Consider the following 16,631-nt stretch of genomic DNA (forward strand, 5'->3'; position numbering starts at 1 on the left):
TGTCGTGCGGTCAGCGCACCGGACCGGGCACCGCGTCCGCCAGGGACCGCAGCGCCGTCGGCAGCTCCCCGGCGTGCACCACGCCCAGCCGCTGCGTCGCCCTGGTGAGGGCGACGTACAGGTCGCTGGTGCCGAACTCGGCCGGTTCGACCACGATCACGGTGTCGAACTCCAGGCCCTTGGCCTGCCGCGGGTCGAGCAGGACGACCGGGCGGGTCAGGTCGAGGTCCGCGCCGGTGGAGACGTCCGGCAGGGCGGCGCACAGCGTGGCGGACAGGGCCGGGTGGTGGGACCACGGAGCGATGACCGCGATCCGGCCCTCCCCCGGGCCGCCGGCTTCCGTACCGTCGTCACCGCGCTCCCCCGCGTCCGCCGCACTGGTCTTCGCGCCGTCGGCCGTCTCCCGTACGACCGCGTCGGCGACCGCCCGCGCCAGGTCACCGGCGGCCGTGCCGAGCGCCCAGGGCCGTACGCCGGTGGAGCGGATCGAGCGCGGCGACGCGAAGGAGGCGTCCGCGGCGCGGGGCACCTCGGCCGCGACGTCCATGATCTCACTGGGGGTGCGGTAGTTGACGCCCAGCCGGACCAGTTCCCAGCGGTCGTCCACGTACGGCGCGAGGATCGACTCCCAGGCGCCGCAGCCGCCCGGCTCCGCGGTCTGCGCCGGGTCGCCGACCAGCGTCATGGAACGGGTCGGGCAGCGGCGCATCAGCAGCCGCCACATCATCGCGGACAGCTCCTGCGCCTCGTCCACGATGATGTGGCCGAAGGCCCAGGTGCGGTCGGCCGCGGCCCGTTCGGCGGCGCTGCGGTGGTCGGCCTCCTCTTGGCGGTCCGCGAGCCGGTCCGCGTCGATGAGGTCGTGCGCGGCCAGCACCTCGGAGTCCTCGTCGTCCTTGTCCTCGAACTCCTGGGTGCGGGAGCCGTAGGAGAGGTCGAGGACGCCTTGCGCGTACTTGATCCGCTCCTGGCGCTCCGCCTCCTGGGCGGCGCGGGCCGCAGAGTCGTCCTCGCCGAGGAGTTCGGCGGCCTCGTCCAGCAGCGCGATGTCGGCGGGCGTCCAGTCGTCCTCCGCCGGCCAGGGACCGTGGTGGCCGCCGGGCCGGCGGATCGCGTCCGCGTCGGCGTCCGGGAGGTGGACGGGGTCGGCGAGGAAGTCGGCGACCAGTTGCTGCGGGGTGAGTTCGGGCCACAGTTCCTGGATCGCGGCGTGCACCTCGGGGCTGGCCGCGACCGCCTTGCCGAGCTGGGCGATGTCGTCCGGGCCGAGAAGGTTGGGGCCGCCGTACGGGTCGGCGCCGATGCGGTCGGCCAGCTGCGCGGTGAGCGCGTCGATGACGTGGAACGCGAAGTATGGTCGGGCGAGGTTGTGCGGCAGCCGGGTGGTGCGCGCGTGCTCGCGGGCGGCGGCCGCGATGTCCGCGTCCAACAGCAGTTCGCCGTCCTCGTGGTCGATGACGAGGGCGGGGTCGGGCAGGGCCTGCCGGTCGCGTACGTACGCCGCGAGCGCGTCCGCCATCGCCGCGCCGCCCTTGATCTCGGCGGCGCGCGCGGTGTCGGTGCCGGTCGCGGTGACGCCGGGGAACAGCTCGGCGGGCGTGGCGAGCAGGACGCCCGTCTCACCGAGCGAGGGCAGCACCTCCTCGATGTAGCCGAGGAAGGCCGGGTTGGGGCCGACGATCAGCACGGCGCGGCGGGCGAGCTGCTCGCGGTGCGCGTACAGCAGGTACGCGGCGCGGTGCAGGGCGACGGCGGTCTTGCCGGTGCCGGGACCGCCCTCGACGACCATGACGCCGTGGTGCGGGGCGCGGATGATCCGGTCCTGTTCGGCCTGGATGGTCTGGACGATGTCGTGCATCCGGCCGGTGCGGGCGGCGTCGAGGGCCGCCAGCAGTACGGCGTCCGCGTCGGTGCCCTCGTGGCCGGTGCGTTCGGTGTCGGTGAGGTCCAGGATCTCGTCGTGCAGGGCGGTGACCCGCCGCCCCTGTGTGGTGATGTGGCGCCGGCGGCGCAGCCCCATGGGGGTGTGGCCGGTGGCGAGGTAGAAGGGGCGGGCGACGTCGGCCCGCCAGTCGATGACCATCGGCGTACGGTCGGCGTCGTCGCGGCGGATGCCGATCCGGCCGATGTGGTGGTCGGCGCCGTCACGGAACGCGAGGCGGCCGAAGCACAGGCCGTTCTCCCCGGCGTCGAGGGCGGCCAGCAGCCCGGACTGCTCGGCGACCGTCACATCGCGTTCCAGGCGCGCCTGGAAGTTGTTCCCCTCCAGCGGCAGCGCGCGCTGAACGGCGGACTCGGCTCCGGCCCGCAGTTCGGCGAGGCGCTCGTAGAGCAGGTCGGTGAATTCCTGCTCCTGCCGCAATTCCTCGTTTGACAATTCAGCTCCACTCCGATACCGTGTTCTCTAGTGGCGATTCATGTATTGAAGAAATATCAAGACATGCAAACGCCCAATATACCCAGAGATTCACCCCGGCCGCCAATACGGACCGGGGTTTTTTGTATGGCGCGGGGACGCACACAGCCCGCGCGGCCCGGAGGCGCGCACAGCCCCGCCCCCGCCTTGCCCCGGTCCCGAACCGGCCTCGAACCGGTCCCGGCCAAGTTGCAGAGAGTTCTCCGCAACCTCTATGCAGAGAACTCTCTGCATCCTAGGCTGCCCCCATGTCCGACCAGCCCGAACACTCCGCCCCCATCCGCCCCGCGCAGCCTCGTCCCGCGCGCTCCCGCCCCGCCCGTCGCCTGGACGCCCGCAGTCTGCGCGGGCTGGCCCATCCGCTGCGGATGCGCATCTTCGAACTGCTCACCCTCGATGGACCGGCCACCTCCGCCCGGCTCGCCGAACGCCTCGGGGAGAACACCGGCACCGTCAGCTGGCACCTGCGCCACCTCGCCGAACACGGATTCATCGATGAGGAGACCGGGCGCGGCACCCGGCGCGAACGCTGGTGGAAGCGGGTCGACGTCACCAACGACCTGAACACCGCCGACTTCCGCGACGACCCCGATTCCCGGGGCGCCCTCTCCGTCTATCTGCACGAACTGGTCCAGCAGTACTTCAGCCGGGTCACGGACTACGTCAACGAGGACTGGGACGAGACCTGGCGGCAGGCCGGCACCGTCGCGGACTGGCACGACCTGCGCCTGACACCCGGACAGCTCACGGCGCTCAATGCAGAATTGTTCGAGGTCATCGCCCGCCACACCCCCGCCCCTGACGCCGCCGCCACCGCGCCGGACGCGCTGCCCGTCGTCGTACAGCTCCAGTCCTTCCCGCGTGCAGAACGGGGCGGCGCGTGAGCCGGAACGCGGAGCGGCGCGGCGGTCTGCTGCGGCGCCACCGCGACTTCCGGCTGCTGTGGTGCGGCGAGACCGCCGGCAAGTTCGGCGCGTCGGTGACCGGGGTCGCGATGCCGCTGGTCGCCGTCACCACCCTGCACGCCGGGACGTTCGAGGTGGGGCTGCTGAGCGCGGCGGCCTGGCTGCCGTGGCTGGTCATCGGCCTGCCGGTGGGCGCATGGGTGGACCGGCTGCGGCGCCGGCCCGTCATGCTGGCCGCCGCCGCGGTCTCCGGCGTGCTGTTCGCCGGTGTGCCGGTGGCCGCGTGGTGCGGCCTGCTGAGTACGGGCCTGCTGCTGGCCGTCGCCCTGCTGACGGGTACGGCGACGGTGTTCTTCCAGACCGCCTACACCGCCTACCTGCCGGACATCCTGGCCCCCGACGACCAGGCCGAGGGCAACGCCAAGCTGCACGGCAGCGCGTCCGCCGCGCAGGTCGCCGGGCTCGGTTCCGGCGGGCTGATCACACAGGCGGCGGGGGCGGTGAACGGGATGTTCGCCCAGGCCGCGACCTTCCTCGTCGCGCTGCTGTGCCTGGCGGGCATCCGGCACCGCGAACCCCGCGTCCGCCGTACGGAGCGGCGCTCCGGGGGGCTCGTCGGCGAGGTCGGCGAGGGGCTGCGGCTGATCGCCGGTGATCCCTGGCTCCGTACGCTGACGCTCTTCGGTGCCGCGTCCAACCTGGCCCTGATGGCGTACCAGTCGATCCGGGTGGTCTTCCTCGTCCGGGACACCGGCCTGTCCCCCGCGGTGGTCGGCGGTCTGGTCGCGGCGACCGGCGCCGGGGGTGTGGCGGGCGCCTTCCTCGCCCGCCGGGCCGCCGCGCGGGTGGGGACGGCCCGCGCGACGCTGCTGTTCGAGTTCGGTCTCGCGCTGTTCGCGCTGCTGATCCCGCTGACCACCGACGGCGCCGGGGTGGTGTTCTTCATCGCCGGCGGCGGCTGCGTCGCCGCGGGGGTGGTGGCCGGGAACGTGATCAAGGCGGGTTTCCAGCAGCGCTACTGTCCGCCGCAGCTGCTCGGCCGGGTCACCGCCGGTACGACCTTCCTCGGGTACGGCACGATCCCGCTCGGTGCGCTGCTCGGCGGCGCGCTCGGCTCCGCGCTCGGACTGCGCGCGGCCATGTGGATCACCGCGGCGGGCATTCCGCTGGCCGCCGTCTTCCTGCTCTGCTCGCCGCTGCGGCGAGCCCGTGACCTGCCGACAGCCCGTCAGGAGCCGCACCGTACCGAGTTGGTCCAGACCTATTGACGGCCCCGGCGGGTCACCCTACGGTTCGGGCACCCGTCACCGCCGGCCACGGCCGGAAAGGAGCACACCATGTTCGGTCGGGCGTCCCGCCTGCTCGCAACCGGCCTCGCCACGGCCTGCGCCGTCCCCCTGCTGACCGCCGCGGCGCCCGGCGCCGCCCCCCGGGAGACCACCTGCCCGGTCAAGTCCAAGCCCGCGGGCAAGGTGCTCCAGGGCTACTGGGAGAACTGGGACGGCGCGGCCAACGGCGTCCACCCGCCGTTCGGCTGGACCCCGATCACCGACCCCCGGATCCGCGAGCACGGCTACAACGTGCTCAACGCCGCCTTCCCCGTCATCCGCTCCGACGGCACGGTTCTGTGGGAGGACGGCATGGACGCGACCGTGAAGGTCGCGACGCCCGCCGAGATGTGCGAGGCCAAGGCGGCGGGCCAGACGATCCTGATGTCCATCGGCGGCGCCGCGGCCGGCATCGACCTCAGCTCCGGCAAGGTCGCCGACCGGTTCGTCGAGACGATCGTGCCGATCCTGAAGAAGTACAACTTCGACGGCATCGACATCGACATCGAGACCGGCCTCGTCGGCAGCGGCAGCATCGACACGCTGTCGGCCTCGCAGGCGAACCTGATCCGCATCATCGACGGCGTACTGGCCAAGATGCCGCCGGACTTCGGCCTGACGATGGCGCCGGAGACCGCTTACGTCACCGGGGGCAGCGTGACGTACGGCTCGATCTGGGGCGCGTACCTGCCCATCGTGAAGAAGTACGCGGACAACGGCCGGCTCTGGTGGCTGAACATGCAGTACTACAACGGGAGTATGTACGGCTGCTCCGGCGACGCGTACTCCGCCGGCACCGTCAAGGGCTTCACCGCGCAGACCGACTGCCTGAACAAGGGGCTGGTCGTCCAGGGCACGACCATCAAGGTCCCCTACGACAAGCAGGTCCCCGGCCTGCCGGCGCAGCCGGGAGCGGGCGGCGGCCACATGTCGCCGGGCCTGGTGGGCCAGGCGTGGAACACCTACCGGGGCGGGCTGAAGGGCCTGATGACCTGGTCGCTGAACTGGGACGGCTCGAAGGCGTGGTCGTTCGGGAACAACGTCAAGGCGCTGCAGGGGCGCTGATCCCGAGCGGGTACGAGGGCGGGTCCGGCCAGGTGGCCGGGCCCGCCCTCGTACGGGCTCAGCTTTCGCCCTCCTGGGAGGGGTGCAGACCCAGCATCTCCAGGAGCATCTTCAGCTCGTCGGCGTCCCGGGCCTGACCGGCCAGGGTCAGCCGGGCCTGCCGCCGTACGGTGTCCGCCTCGGCTTCCTCGGGGGCCGCCGGGTCGGTCTGGTTCTCGCTGCGCTGGTCTTCCTTAATCATCATCGCCATTGTCCCATCCCTCGGGTACGTACCGGTGCCCCGGGGCCCGGACCCGGGCGGCCCGGGGGCGGATCCGCGACGGCGGAACCCCGCGCAGGCGCATTCTGAACACTCCTTCAGAAAATCCTGAAAGCCTCCTCAGGAAATGCGGATTCTCTTTCAGTACCCCGCCCCGGGGCTCACTGGGCACCGATTTCCTGAAGGCGCTTTCAGCATTCCCGGGATCCCGCGCGAGTTTTTGACCATGCCGTGCATTCCGTGCCATCATTCTTTCCGGTGCCGGCCGCCCGAGGCCGACGCAGAGTCCTGTGCCGAGGAATTCGAGGAGGTGGTCGTTGTGCTGTACGGCGATCCTCCTAGTCCCGCTCGCCGCCGTTTCCGCTGACCGGGCCGTACGGCCCGCGGCTTCTGCCTGCCGGGCAGCACTCCCCCGTGGCGACCGCTTCGCCACCGCGCCGGCCTGCCCGCACGAATTCTCTCGGGTACCTCCATGACGAAACTCCGCCAGTTCCCGTCCGGTGGCGCGATACGCGCTGCCCGAATACGCCCCGTGGACCTCTTCGTTCTCTGCGGCGTCGTCGCGCTCTCTTATCTCGTGGCCCGCAACGGGGCCGGCGCCGACCAGCCTTTCCACCCCGGAAATCCACCGGCCGTCTCCGCCGACACCGAGCGGCTGCCGTACTACTCGGCACGTTCCGTACCGCGCATGTTCGCCGGGCCGGTGCCCGCGGTGCTCTTCACCGTCGTGTCCGGTATGTGGGCGGCCCGGTCCCGACGGGAGCCGACCCCCGTGAGCAGCCTCCGGCCCGCACCCGAGGAGAGCAGCATGAACCGACGCACGATGCATCAGCGCAAGACCGTACCGAGCCCGTCCAAAAACCCCACGGGCGTGGCGGAGGGCATCCGGGTCCTTCTCGTCGCAGCCGTCCTCCCGGCGGTGGTGGTGACCGCCGTCGCCCTGTCGCCGCCGGCCGCCACCCGGCTGATCTGCGCGGGGCTCCTGGGGGCCGCCTGTACCGCGGTCGGTTTCGCCGTCGCCGGGTGGCGCTGCCTCTCGCGCCGTACGGACGGAAGGCACCGGTGACGCGGCGGGGAGGACCGGTCCGGGCCGCTGCCGGCTTCCGGCGGCGGCCTGGGCTCCGTATCGCCGTGCCGTCCCTGCTCCTCGCCGTGCTGCTGGCCTTCCCCGGCCTGCTGCCCAACGCCCCTGGACACCTGGGGAGTCTGGCCGAGACCGCGCTGCCCTGGTTCGGCGCCGTGGTGCCGGTCCTGCTCGGATGGGCTGCGCTGCGCCGCTCCGTGGCGGGGGTGGCCGCGGCGCTGGTGCCCGCGGTGGTGTGGGCCTGTCTGTTCCTCCCGGGGTACCTCCCGGGAGGGGGCGGCACGCGGGCCGACTTCCAGGTCCTGACGTACAACGTCGGCGGCGACCGCACCTCCCCCGCCGCCGTCGCCCGGCAGGTGAGCGGCACCGGCGCCGACGTGGTGGCGCTGGAGAAGGTCCCGGCGTCCGCCCTGCCCGCGTACGAACGGCAGCTCGGCGCGGCCTACCCGTACCACGCCACGGCGAACACCCTGGGCCTGTGGTCCCGTTACCCGGTGAGCGAGGTGACGAGCCTGGACCTGGGCGGCGCCTGGCCGCACGCGGTACGGGCCCTGGTGCGCACCCCCGGAGGTGGCACCGCCTTCTACGCCGTGCGCCTGCCGTCCGTACGGGTCCGGGCCGACGCGGGCTTCACCATAGGGGCGCGGGACCGCAGCGCGGCCGAACTGGCCGGCCGGGTGCGCGACGACCGGGCCGCGCGGGTGGTGCTGCTGGGCGACCTGAACGGCAGCCTGCGCGACCGGGGCCTGGCGCCGCTGGTCCGGCAGCTCACCTCCGCCCAGGACGACGCCGGGCGGGGCCCCGGGTTCACCTGGCCGGCGGCGTTCCCGGTCGTGCGCATCGACCATGTCCTCGTCCGCGGACTGCGCGCCACCGGGGCCGCCGTGCTGCCGGACCGCCTCGGCAGTGACCACCGGCCGGTGCTGGTGGGGCTGCGCGGGTGAGAGCCGGGTTTGTCCGGGCGGGCCACTGGACACCCAGTGTGCGTACGTTCGATGCGATCTCCAGGAGGCGTCCATGACAGCGCAGGTCGGCGACGAGCTGTGGGACGAGTTCCACAAGGCCGTCAACATGACCTCACGTGAGCTGCGGGAGTGGCTGAGCGTCGAGGCCGCGGGCGAGAACAGCGAGGAGGTCCCCGACCGGGCCGGACGGCCCCTGGGACGACAGGTGCTGGAGATCCTGGGCAAGCGCCGCACCGACCTCACCGAGAGCGACGCCGAGGCCATGCGCCGCGTCGTCGAGATCGTCGGCAGCCAGCACCCGCAGGGCACGGACCCGAAGGCCGGCGGCGCGGACTGGCGCCACGGCCTGATGGACATCGGCCACGACCCGCTGAAGGAGTGAGCGGCGGGCCGCACGCCCGGCGCTGGTACGGGCCGGCCCCGTGGGCTCACCGCCGCAGGGCGCGTGTACGCAGCGCCAGCAGCGCGTCGAAGCGGAATCCGGGGTCGGCGAGCCGGCCGTCGAAGAGCGCGTCCAGTTGCCGCAGGCGCTTGCGTGCCGTCTGCGGATGGATGCCGAGGGCCTGGGCGACCTCGGGGGCGGTGCGGCCCCATGACATGAGGAGCGCGTCGAGCGTCTCCGCCAGCCGTGCCGCCCGGCCCGCGGGCAGCCGGTCGAGGACGCCGAGCACCCGGTCCCCCAGCAGGCGCCCGATGTGCGCGCTGCCGAGCAGGTGGACGTCGGCCAGCCGGTCGCCGACGACCAGGAGTTCCCCGTCCGGCGCACCCGTGTCCCGGTGGTGGTTCAGGGCGAGCCGTACGCAGGCGAGCGACACCCAGGCGTCGTGCGGCGCGACGGCCGGCCCGAGCGCCGCGCTACGGCCGCCGACCGCGGCGCGTACGTCCTCGGCGCCGGCCGGGCCGCCACCGGCCGGCGCGGGGAGGACCAGCACGAGGTCCGCGCCGCGCGGCAGCACCAGCGCGTCCGGCCACGGCACGGCGAAACGGCTGCCCGCCGCGCCCCGGACGACGAGGCAGGCGACCGTGGCGGGCAGCGGCCAGCGGGCCCGCGCCGCGAGGGTGCCGAGTGGTTCGCGGGGCGTGCCGCGCGGCTGTTCCAGCAGCGCCTGCGCCAGGGCCCGCCGGCTGCGCTGCACCTCGCCCTCCGCGCGGGCCTGGGTCGCGACGAAGCCCTTGACCGCCTCGTTGGACAGGGCGTTGATGTGCGTCAGTACGGCTTCGTGCAGCGGCAGGACAATCTCGGTGGGCAGCGAGGCCGTACGGGCGATCTCCGCGTAGCGGCGGCTGCCCACCCGCGCGCCGACGCGGAAGGCGGCCTGGAGTCCGTCCGTGGTGCGCCCGTTGAGGAACTCGACGCGCCCCAAGTGGCGGAAGTGCCGTACGTGGTGGTCCTGCGAGCTCTCCGGGGCCTCGGTCAGCTCCGCGAACTGACGCATCGCGCGGCACACCGAAGCGATCAGGTCCCGGCCCACGGAGGAGTCGAGCGGGCGCCGGTAGGCGGGCACCTCCTCACGGATGGCCTCGACCATGGCCGCCGCGATGGCGTCGATCCGGGGCCGGAGCAACGCGCCGAAGGAAGCGGGCAGTTCGTGCCAGGGGCCGCGCGCGAACGTCTCACCCGGCGGGTTGTGCATCGCGGGCCTCCTCCGGACCGTGGGCGGCGGGACTCGCATGTCCCCGGGCCGGGATCGTGCCTCCTTCCGGGCCCGCCGGTCCACCCTCGTGCGGACGGCCGGCATTCCGTACCCGCCCCCGGCCCGATTCCGCACCCGTTCCCTGAGCCGGTCCCGCGCCCGCCCCTGGCCCGCCTTCCGGAGGCTGCGGCGGCTGACCCGGCGGTCCGCGGAAGTGTCACGCGGATGACACCTTTCCTCTTCCCTCTCCTCGCCCTCTGGCGCAACCGGCCGTACGGCGCGAGCGTGGTCCCGACGTTACGCGCCGGTAGTTTCCCGGGCGCCGCCCGCAGTACGCGGCCCCGGTACGCCGGTCCGGTGCCGTGACGTCCGCCCTCGTGGCGCCCGTACCGAACCACGGCATGAGGAGAACAACTGATGCGCAGCAACGGGACCATGCGCGCAAGACACCGGAGACGGCCGGTCGCCGCACTGACCGGACTCGCGGTGGCGGCCGGCCTGGGGCTGGCCGGAGCGACCGCGGCACCGGCGACGGCACGGGCCGCGGCCGAGGCGACGGACGGCCGGGCCGCTCCGGCCGCCCAAGCGCCTGCCGCTCCCGGACACGCCGCACCGGCACCCGCCGCACCGGCACCCGCGGCGGCCACCTCGAACGCGACCACGGCCGCCGACCCCGTAGGGCCGCCGCAAGGCGACTTCCTGTCCGCCTTCCTCTACTCCGCCACCAGACCGACCGTCCTGCCCACCGGCGCCGACGACTGGACGTGCAGGCCGGGCCGGGCGCACCCCCGCCCGGTCGTCCTCGTGCACGGCACCTTCGAGAACCGGTACGCCAACTGGGCCGCCCTCTCCCCCAAGCTCAAGGACGCCGGGTACTGCGTCTTCGCCCTGAACTACGGCGGGAACAAGGGCCCCTTGCTCGGCACCGGCGACATCGCCGCGTCGGCGGGGCAGCTCGCCGCGTTCGTCGACCGGGTGCGGGCGGCGACCGGCGCGGACAAGGTCGACATCGTCGGACACTCGCAGGGCGGCATGATGCCGCGGCACTACATCAAGAACCTGGGTGGAGCGGCGAAGGTCGGCAGGCTCGTGGCCCTCGTCCCGTCCAACCACGGCACCTCGCTCGTGGGCCTCGGCCTGCTGGCCCGGCTGGTCCCCGGCGCGGATCTCGTCGTCGGCGCGGCCTGTCCAGCCTGCGAGCAGCAGATCGTCGGCTCGCGCTTCCTGAAGGAGCTCAACGCGGGCGGCGAGACCGACCCGGGCGTCGACTACACGGTGATCGCCACCTGGTACGACGAGGTGGTGACCCCGTACACCTCGGCGTTCCTGGCACCGGCCCGTAACGTCAGCAACGAGACGATCCAGGGCCACTGCATCGTCAACACCACCGCCCACATCAACATCACCTACGACCGGACGGCGACCCGCCTCGTCCTGAACGCCCTCGACCCGGCCCACGCCCAGCGCCCCACCTGCTGAGGCGGCACGGCCCCGGTGGGCGGGCGGCGGCCGGCCGTGTACCCACCGGGGCTCCCGGTGCCCGGCGGGCCCGTGGTCACAGCGGGCCGCGAGGACTGGCAGTATCGAGGGATGGCAGAACAGATCACAGCCGCGTGCGACGGGGCGTCGAAAGGGAACCCCGGGCCCGCGGCCTGGGCATGGGTCGTCGGGGACGCCGCGGGTACGGTGGAGCGCTGGGAGGCCGGCCCGCTGGGGACCGCGACCAACAACGTGGCGGAACTGACCGCGCTGCGGGAGCTGTTGGCGGCCACCGACGCCGCCGTGCCGCTCCAGGTGCGGATGGACTCGCAGTACGCGATGAAGGCGGTCACCACCTGGCTGCCGGGGTGGCGCAAGAAGGGCTGGAAGACCGCGGCGGGCAAGCCGGTGGCCAACCGTGACCTGATCGTCGCCATCGACGAGCTGCTCACCGGGCGGCCGGTGGAGTTCGTCTACGTACCGGCCCACCAGGTCGACGGCGACCCGCTGAACGCCGCGGCGGACGGCGCCGCCAGCGAGACCGCGCGCACCCAGCAGGCCATCAGCAGCGCCCTGGGCTCCGCGCTGCCCGCGCCGGAGCCGGCCGGCGCCGCGTCCGGCGGGCGGGCCCGGCCGTCGGGCGCCGCCCGCGTCCCGTCCGCGCGGCCGGGCAAGAGCTCGCGCCCGCGGGGGTCCGTCACGGCGCGGTTCCCCGGCCAGTGCCGGTGCGGCCAGTCGTACGGCAAGGGCGAGACGATCGCGAAGAACCCGGACGGGTGGGGCCACCCCGCGTGCGCCGGAGCGGCCGGATAGCACCGTATGCGTCGCCCCGTGGAACGTCCGCGGGGCGACGCCCGCGGGCAGCCGCATTCCCGGCGGGGAGCCTGCGTTCTCCACGGGCAATTCCGCGAAAGCCGGAGCGCCACGAGCCGCCTCCGCGCCATCCTTTCGCCTTATGAAATGCCTATCCTATTTTCCAACTTTTCCGACGAAAACGTTTCAGCACCACCACCGTCCTCACCACGCATACCTCGTACGGGTGAAGTACGTGCCTGTTGACGCCGACGTACTCCACCAAGGCGGCTTATCGGTGGAATCCTTTCTGCGTGATCAGGGAGCTGCCATTCGGGGAGCCCCATGATGCTGCAACCACCTCTCCCCGCCCCGCACTGCACCGCGCCGTGCCTTGGCGCCCGCCGTGCGCGCGGTCCGGGGACGGAATTGCGGAAAGAGTGGCTGGTAGAATTGAAGTTTTCTCGGTGTACAGCCCTGGTGGCCGCTGTGGGGTCATTGGCGGCTGCCCTCACGGTCGGTGCCCCGGCAGCGACGTCCCAGGAGCCGCCGGCCGCCGCGGACGCGTCGCGCTACTCCCACGCGGGTGAGCAGCGGGCCTTCCGGCACGAGCAGCTGCCGCAGAGCGCCATGCCCGGCGGCAGGTCCAGGGGGGTCATCACACCCATCGGCCACCAGGGCTTCCAGCTCCGGTACGACGGCTCGGACCGCGGGCGCGTCCTCGCGCTCGAACGGCGCCACCGCCAGCTGCGCCCCGCGTCCCTCACGTCCTGGCTGAACGCCCGTTCCCACGCGGCGACGCATCTGTCGCGCTGCCCGACCAGGGTGCCGCTGAGCGGCGCGGACGGCTTCTGCTGGCAGCGCGGGTCGGCGGACGACCTGGGCTGGGCCTACGTCCCGCAGGGGCTGACCGGGTCCGGTGAGGCCGAGCCGCGCTCGGGCCGCTGGCAGGGGCGCAGCATCGTCGCCGCGAGCTGGGCGTCCAGCTACGACCACCCCAGCGCCCCGCGCCATCCCGGCAACCGTCCCTGGCGCGGCGCCAAGCAGATCGACCATTTCATGAAGGTCTCCTTCACGGACGTCACCGACCGGGGCCGCCCCCGGTACCGCAGTGCCCTGCTCGTCACCCCGCAGGGCACGGGCGGGTTCACCGCCCTGAAGGGCCACGGCGACACCCTGTCCTGGTACGGCCCGTACCTGTTCCTGTACAGCAGCGAGCGGCTGCGCGTCTTCGACGTACGCCACCTGTGGGCGACCACCACCTCCTCCGGACGCGTGGGGGTCAGCCGCGGCTCGGTGAGCGCCAACTGGCAGTCGGCGGCGCTGCCGCAGGTCGGGCAGTACTCCTTCGTCGGCCGCAACGGGTGCGGGAGCAGGCCGGGCGAGACGCCGTGCTTCAGCGGCGCCTCCATCGACCACGGTTCGTCGTTCGCGCCGTCGCTGGTGACCGTGGAGACCAGCTCGCCGACCTCCCGTGTGGTGCGGTGGCCGCTGAGCACGACGTCCCACCTTCTGCGCTCCGACGAGCGCGGTCTGGTGCGGGCCGGTGCCGGGTACCGCGTCCCGCTGGCCGGTCCGCAGGGCGTCGTCCAGCGGGACGAACGTTTCTACTTCACCGCGATGTGCCCGGACGCCCGCCGGGTGTTCGGTGAGCCGTACTGCCTCTACCGGGGCGACGCCAACGGCCCGGTGCGCGTGTGGAGCCGTACCCCGGCGGCCGCCGAGAACCTGTCGTACTGGCCCGCCACCGAACAGCTCTGGGTCTCCAACGAATCCCCGTACCGCAAGTACGTACGCCCCCGTCCCGAACTGAACGGCCGCGTCGTCTACAACGTGCCCCTCTCCGAGGACTGACACCCGCCGCAACACACCGGCCGGAACACACCGGCCGCACCGCACACCGGCCGGTGACCACGACGGCCGGTGTGCGTCCGGCGCCCTCCGCGCGGCCAGCTGCGCGCGGAGGGCGTTCGGCTGCCCGTCGTCGCCTGTTGCCACGGCTCGCCGTGACCGGCAACGGTGAGGCTGAAGGGCGGACCCGGTCACAGCGAACGGGTGGTTGTGGGCCTTCGGGCGCCGTCCGCGGGCAGACGGTTACGGAGGGGGGACAGAAGGCCTGTGACGAGGATGGATCTGGCATGAGCGAATATGAGCGTTCCCGTACGATGCCCGCGCTGCCTGAGCATGTGTTCGACCAGGCGAGTGTCGTGGGGCAACTCGACAGCTGGCTGCCGCAGGGACTGCACGTGGAGGCGGCGGAACTGCCGGCCGTGACCGTGCACGAGGACCGTACGGGCGAGGACGAGGCCGGTCTCTTCCGCGCCGAGCGGGACCAGATGCGGCTGGAGTGGGGCACCAGGGACAGCGGCAGCTACGCCGGCTGGCTCCAGGTCTCCGGCATCGGCAGCGGCGCCAGCGAGGTGACGGTCCACCTGTCCTTCTTCGACGAGCAGCACGACCCGGGCGCCGGCGCGGCCAACGACGAGCTGGACCGCAGCCTGGAGCGCCTGGACGAGCTGGTACGGCTGCGCATGGACGACGGCAGCAGCGGCTGACGCGCGTCCGTGTCGGTGTCCGTGCGGGGGCGTCGCGGCTGACGCCCGTACGTATGTGCGGGGCACCGCGTCCACGGCCGGACACGGTGCCGTACGAACTGCCGCCATCGGCGGCCGCGGCCACACCCCCCGTACGCGGCCCGGCCTCAGCGCTTGAGCTGGAAGGTCTTCCCCTGGTGGGCGCCGGCGGAGCAGGACGCCTTCTCGGAGGCCGTCATCTTGCGGGTCTTGACCACCACCGCGTTGCTGACGCCGTCCGTGCCGTTGGCGGCCGGGCCGGTGACGGTGTCCGGGACGAACCAGTAGTAGTGCCCCCACTTGGGGCTGTCGTAGTGGGTCTGCCAGGTGCCCGAGACGGTCTGCATGACCTGGGCGCGCGAGATCCAGCCCACCTCGCCGGGCTGCACCGTCATGTTCAGCGAGCTGTCCTCGGTGTGCGAGCTGCTCCAGGTGTGGCTGTACTGCGCCGTGACGCTGAGGTCGACGATGCCCGCGAGCTTGCCGCCGGCGGTGACGGAGACGCCGGCCGAGTCGGTGGAGCCCACCGTGTCCGACCAGCCCATCGACTGGGTGGCGGGCGATGTGGTGCAGTTGTAGAGCGAGTTGGAGACCTGCCGGAAGCCGCCCAGGTACGCCTTGCCGAGCACCGGTTCGTTGAAGGTGCACTTGCCTTCGCCGGAAGCGCAGTCGGCTATCAGCTGCTTGCGGTCCGGCCCGTCGGCCGCCGCGGCGGGTACGGTCATCGCCGCGGCCAGGCCCGCGGCCGTCGCCGCGAGCACCAGCGCACGCCCTCCGTACCGCACGGTGCGGTTCTTCGCCATGTTGCTGTTCCTGCCTCTCGCCTTGCCTCGTGAACGCGGCCGGTCGTTGACCCGTCAACAGGCCCACGACCGCCGCCTGTTGCCTGAGAGGCTGGTGTAAACAGAGTCCCCATAACACCAAGAGCCGGTAAAGTTGTAGTTGATCCCACAACGTCCTGATTGGTCTGGATCAATGGGGTACCTGACGCGGCGGCACCGATCGGCGGGCCTGGCCCCGACGTCGGTACCGACCGGGACTTCCGACGCAGGCCCGACGACTGATCACACAACCGGTCCGGACCGCTATCGTCCACCACAGCCCGCCGACCGACGGCGGGCGGCAGCGTACGAGCCCTTTCACCCCACAGGAGACGGACGAACCCCATGCGCGTCATCGCCTTCGACCACCTGGTCCTCAACGTCGCGGACGCCGAACGCGCCCTCGGCTTCTACTGCGGTCCGCTCGGCCTCGAACCGGTACGCGTCGAGGAGTGGCGCGCGGGCAAGGTCCCCTTCCCCTCCGTCCGGGTGAGCCCGACGACCATCATCGACCTCGTCGAGGGGGAGCGCGGCGAGTCCAACGTCGACCACATCTGCCTGGTCGTCGAGCCGCTGGACTGGCAGCAGGTCATCGACTCCGGCGTCTTCACGGTCGTCGACGGCCCCGGCCGGCGGTACGGCGCCCGGGGCGACGCACAGTCCCTGTACGTCCTGGACCCGGACGGCAACACGATCGAACTGCGCTGGTACCCGCAGGACGCCGAGGCGTAGGCGGTCCGGGAGGACGGTACGGCCGGGCCGCCGCGACTCTTCGTTCGTTGTCCGGCAGGTGAGGGCGAACGTAGCGGCAATGACGCCGAGTTGGCCCGTCAGCTGTGCACTGTTCGGTGATCACCGCACAGCGGCGCTCGTGGACGAGCCGGATTCGGCAATGGCGGCCGTGCGGGACGACGACCCGCCGCACGCATTCCTCCTGGACCGGTTCGGCGAGCGCCGTGAGATCGTCAACTTCCGCAGCGTGTGCGCGCACCGGTGGTGGTGCCGCTGCCGGATCCGGACTACTCGTGCCGGCCGGTGCCGGGCGGGTCCCCGTGCGGCTGCCCGAGGGGCGGCTCACCGAACGTGAGCTGGACGGTCAAAGCCCACGTCAGCGTGATTCCCGGAAAACTCGGTGTGCGGAACAGGGTCGAGGCGGTCCTGACGGCGTACGAAGCGTGGCTGGTCGTCCGCGGCCGCTGAGTTCCGAGATGGTGTTCCGCACACATGGGCCAGGGGGGGGGGGGGGGGGGGGGGGCCCAGAAGACCGACAAAACACCCGACTGGACAGGAGGCGTAGCGGAGAAGGAGAC

The 16,631-nt window shown here is 72.6% G+C and carries 15 protein-coding genes; 11 read left to right on the top strand and 4 right to left on the bottom strand.

The genetic code is table 11. From position 1 onward, the window contains the following. Positions 1–10: 10 nt before the first annotated feature. Positions 11–2,362, bottom strand: a complete 2,352-nt coding sequence (locus tag ACZ4Z1_RS19595; RefSeq protein WP_468487888.1) for a HelD family protein — start codon at positions 2,360–2,362, stop codon at positions 11–13. A 302-nt stretch (positions 2,363–2,664) separates the two neighbouring features. Here ACZ4Z1_RS19595 and ACZ4Z1_RS19600 point away from each other — a divergent pair, with 302 nt between their 5' ends. The 3 genes from ACZ4Z1_RS19600 to ACZ4Z1_RS19610 all read left to right on the top strand — a co-directional run bounded on the left by ACZ4Z1_RS19600 (position 2,665) and on the right by ACZ4Z1_RS19610 (position 5,714). Next, positions 2,665–3,300: an ArsR/SmtB family transcription factor gene (locus ACZ4Z1_RS19600; protein ID WP_468487841.1), complete on the top strand. Its 636-nt coding sequence runs from the start codon at positions 2,665–2,667 to the stop codon at positions 3,298–3,300. Then, complete coding sequence (locus ACZ4Z1_RS19605; protein ID WP_468487842.1) at positions 3,297–4,589, top strand: MFS transporter; 1,293 nt, start codon at positions 3,297–3,299, stop codon at positions 4,587–4,589. Before ACZ4Z1_RS19600 ends, ACZ4Z1_RS19605 begins: the two co-directional genes overlap by 4 nt. 69 nt (positions 4,590–4,658) lie before the next feature. Further along, positions 4,659–5,714: a chitinase gene (locus ACZ4Z1_RS19610; RefSeq protein ID WP_468487843.1), complete on the top strand. Its 1,056-nt coding sequence runs from the start codon at positions 4,659–4,661 to the stop codon at positions 5,712–5,714. A gap of 58 nt (positions 5,715–5,772) precedes the next feature. Here the strand turns inward: ACZ4Z1_RS19610 and ACZ4Z1_RS19615 are convergent, their stop codons facing one another. Beyond that, the gene (locus ACZ4Z1_RS19615; protein ID WP_468487844.1) at positions 5,773–5,964 is read right to left on the bottom strand and encodes a hypothetical protein; all 192 of its coding nucleotides are present in this window, start codon (positions 5,962–5,964) and stop codon (positions 5,773–5,775) included. A 481-nt stretch (positions 5,965–6,445) separates the two neighbouring features. Here ACZ4Z1_RS19615 and ACZ4Z1_RS19620 point away from each other — a divergent pair, with 481 nt between their 5' ends. The 3 genes from ACZ4Z1_RS19620 (at position 6,446) to ACZ4Z1_RS19630 (ending at position 8,404) form a co-directional block, all read left to right on the top strand. Further along, the gene (locus ACZ4Z1_RS19620) at positions 6,446–7,039 is read left to right on the top strand and encodes a hypothetical protein (protein WP_468487845.1); all 594 of its coding nucleotides are present in this window, start codon (positions 6,446–6,448) and stop codon (positions 7,037–7,039) included. Positions 7,040–7,104: 65 nt separating this feature from the next. Then, positions 7,105–8,001 carry an endonuclease/exonuclease/phosphatase family protein gene (locus tag ACZ4Z1_RS19625; protein ID WP_468487846.1) on the top strand — a complete coding sequence of 299 codons (897 nt, stop codon included), beginning with the start codon at positions 7,105–7,107 and terminating at the stop codon, positions 7,999–8,001. A 73-nt stretch (positions 8,002–8,074) separates the two neighbouring features. Further along, on the top strand, positions 8,075–8,404 hold the full coding sequence (locus tag ACZ4Z1_RS19630) for a DUF3140 domain-containing protein (protein WP_468487847.1): 330 nt from the start codon (positions 8,075–8,077) through the stop codon (positions 8,402–8,404). Positions 8,405–8,450: 46 nt separating this feature from the next. Here ACZ4Z1_RS19630 and ACZ4Z1_RS19635 read toward each other — a convergent pair whose 3' ends face one another. Next, a complete protein-coding gene (locus ACZ4Z1_RS19635; RefSeq protein WP_468487848.1) occupies positions 8,451–9,656 on the bottom strand; it encodes a PucR-like N-terminal domain-containing protein in 1,206 nt (401 codons plus the stop codon). A 417-nt stretch (positions 9,657–10,073) separates the two neighbouring features. Between ACZ4Z1_RS19635 and ACZ4Z1_RS19640 the strand changes: the two genes are divergently transcribed. The 4 genes from ACZ4Z1_RS19640 to ACZ4Z1_RS19655 all read left to right on the top strand — a co-directional run bounded on the left by ACZ4Z1_RS19640 (position 10,074) and on the right by ACZ4Z1_RS19655 (position 14,482). Further along, complete coding sequence (locus ACZ4Z1_RS19640) at positions 10,074–11,135, top strand: esterase/lipase family protein (RefSeq protein ID WP_468487849.1); 1,062 nt, start codon at positions 10,074–10,076, stop codon at positions 11,133–11,135. A 111-nt stretch (positions 11,136–11,246) separates the two neighbouring features. After that, positions 11,247–11,948 carry a ribonuclease H family protein gene (locus ACZ4Z1_RS19645; RefSeq protein ID WP_468487850.1) on the top strand — a complete coding sequence of 234 codons (702 nt, stop codon included), beginning with the start codon at positions 11,247–11,249 and terminating at the stop codon, positions 11,946–11,948. A 477-nt stretch (positions 11,949–12,425) separates the two neighbouring features. Then, positions 12,426–13,781, top strand: coding sequence for a hypothetical protein (locus ACZ4Z1_RS19650; protein ID WP_468487851.1), 1,356 nt, complete (start codon positions 12,426–12,428; stop codon positions 13,779–13,781). 284 nt (positions 13,782–14,065) lie between these two features. Continuing rightward, positions 14,066–14,482: an SRPBCC family protein gene (locus ACZ4Z1_RS19655; protein WP_468487852.1), complete on the top strand. Its 417-nt coding sequence runs from the start codon at positions 14,066–14,068 to the stop codon at positions 14,480–14,482. Between the two features lie 146 nt (positions 14,483–14,628). On the opposite strand, the gene ACZ4Z1_RS19660 is transcribed toward ACZ4Z1_RS19655, so the two are convergent. Further along, complete coding sequence (locus tag ACZ4Z1_RS19660) at positions 14,629–15,303, bottom strand: hypothetical protein (protein ID WP_468487853.1); 675 nt, start codon at positions 15,301–15,303, stop codon at positions 14,629–14,631. 363 nt (positions 15,304–15,666) lie between these two features. On the opposite strand from ACZ4Z1_RS19660, the gene ACZ4Z1_RS19665 reads away from it, so the two are divergent. Further along, positions 15,667–16,053, top strand: coding sequence for a VOC family protein (locus tag ACZ4Z1_RS19665; protein ID WP_468487854.1), 387 nt, complete (start codon positions 15,667–15,669; stop codon positions 16,051–16,053). The last annotated feature ends 578 nt before the right edge of the window (positions 16,054–16,631 follow it).

It is taken from the genome of Streptomyces sp. NPDC030165 (assembly GCF_055573595.1).

Bases quoted from the DNA above. Each gene is read 5' to 3' on its own strand.
- ACZ4Z1_RS19600 (WP_468487841.1), top strand. From the start codon at position 2,665: ATGTCCGACCAGCCCGAACACTCCGCCCCCATCCGCCCCGCGCAGCCT.
- ACZ4Z1_RS19610 (WP_468487843.1), top strand. From the start codon at position 4,659: ATGTTCGGTCGGGCGTCCCGCCTGCTCGCAACCGGCCTCGCCACGGCC.
- ACZ4Z1_RS19615 (WP_468487844.1), bottom strand. From the start codon at position 5,964: ATGGCGATGATGATTAAGGAAGACCAGCGCAGCGAGAACCAGACCGAC.
- ACZ4Z1_RS19620 (WP_468487845.1), top strand. From the start codon at position 6,446: ATGACGAAACTCCGCCAGTTCCCGTCCGGTGGCGCGATACGCGCTGCC.
- ACZ4Z1_RS19630 (WP_468487847.1), top strand. From the start codon at position 8,075: ATGACAGCGCAGGTCGGCGACGAGCTGTGGGACGAGTTCCACAAGGCC.
- ACZ4Z1_RS19635 (WP_468487848.1), bottom strand. From the start codon at position 9,656: ATGCACAACCCGCCGGGTGAGACGTTCGCGCGCGGCCCCTGGCACGAA.
- ACZ4Z1_RS19640 (WP_468487849.1), top strand. From the start codon at position 10,074: ATGCGCAGCAACGGGACCATGCGCGCAAGACACCGGAGACGGCCGGTC.
- ACZ4Z1_RS19645 (WP_468487850.1), top strand. From the start codon at position 11,247: ATGGCAGAACAGATCACAGCCGCGTGCGACGGGGCGTCGAAAGGGAAC.
- ACZ4Z1_RS19655 (WP_468487852.1), top strand. From the start codon at position 14,066: ATGAGCGAATATGAGCGTTCCCGTACGATGCCCGCGCTGCCTGAGCAT.
- ACZ4Z1_RS19660 (WP_468487853.1), bottom strand. From the start codon at position 15,303: ATGGCGAAGAACCGCACCGTGCGGTACGGAGGGCGTGCGCTGGTGCTC.
- ACZ4Z1_RS19665 (WP_468487854.1), top strand. From the start codon at position 15,667: ATGCGCGTCATCGCCTTCGACCACCTGGTCCTCAACGTCGCGGACGCC.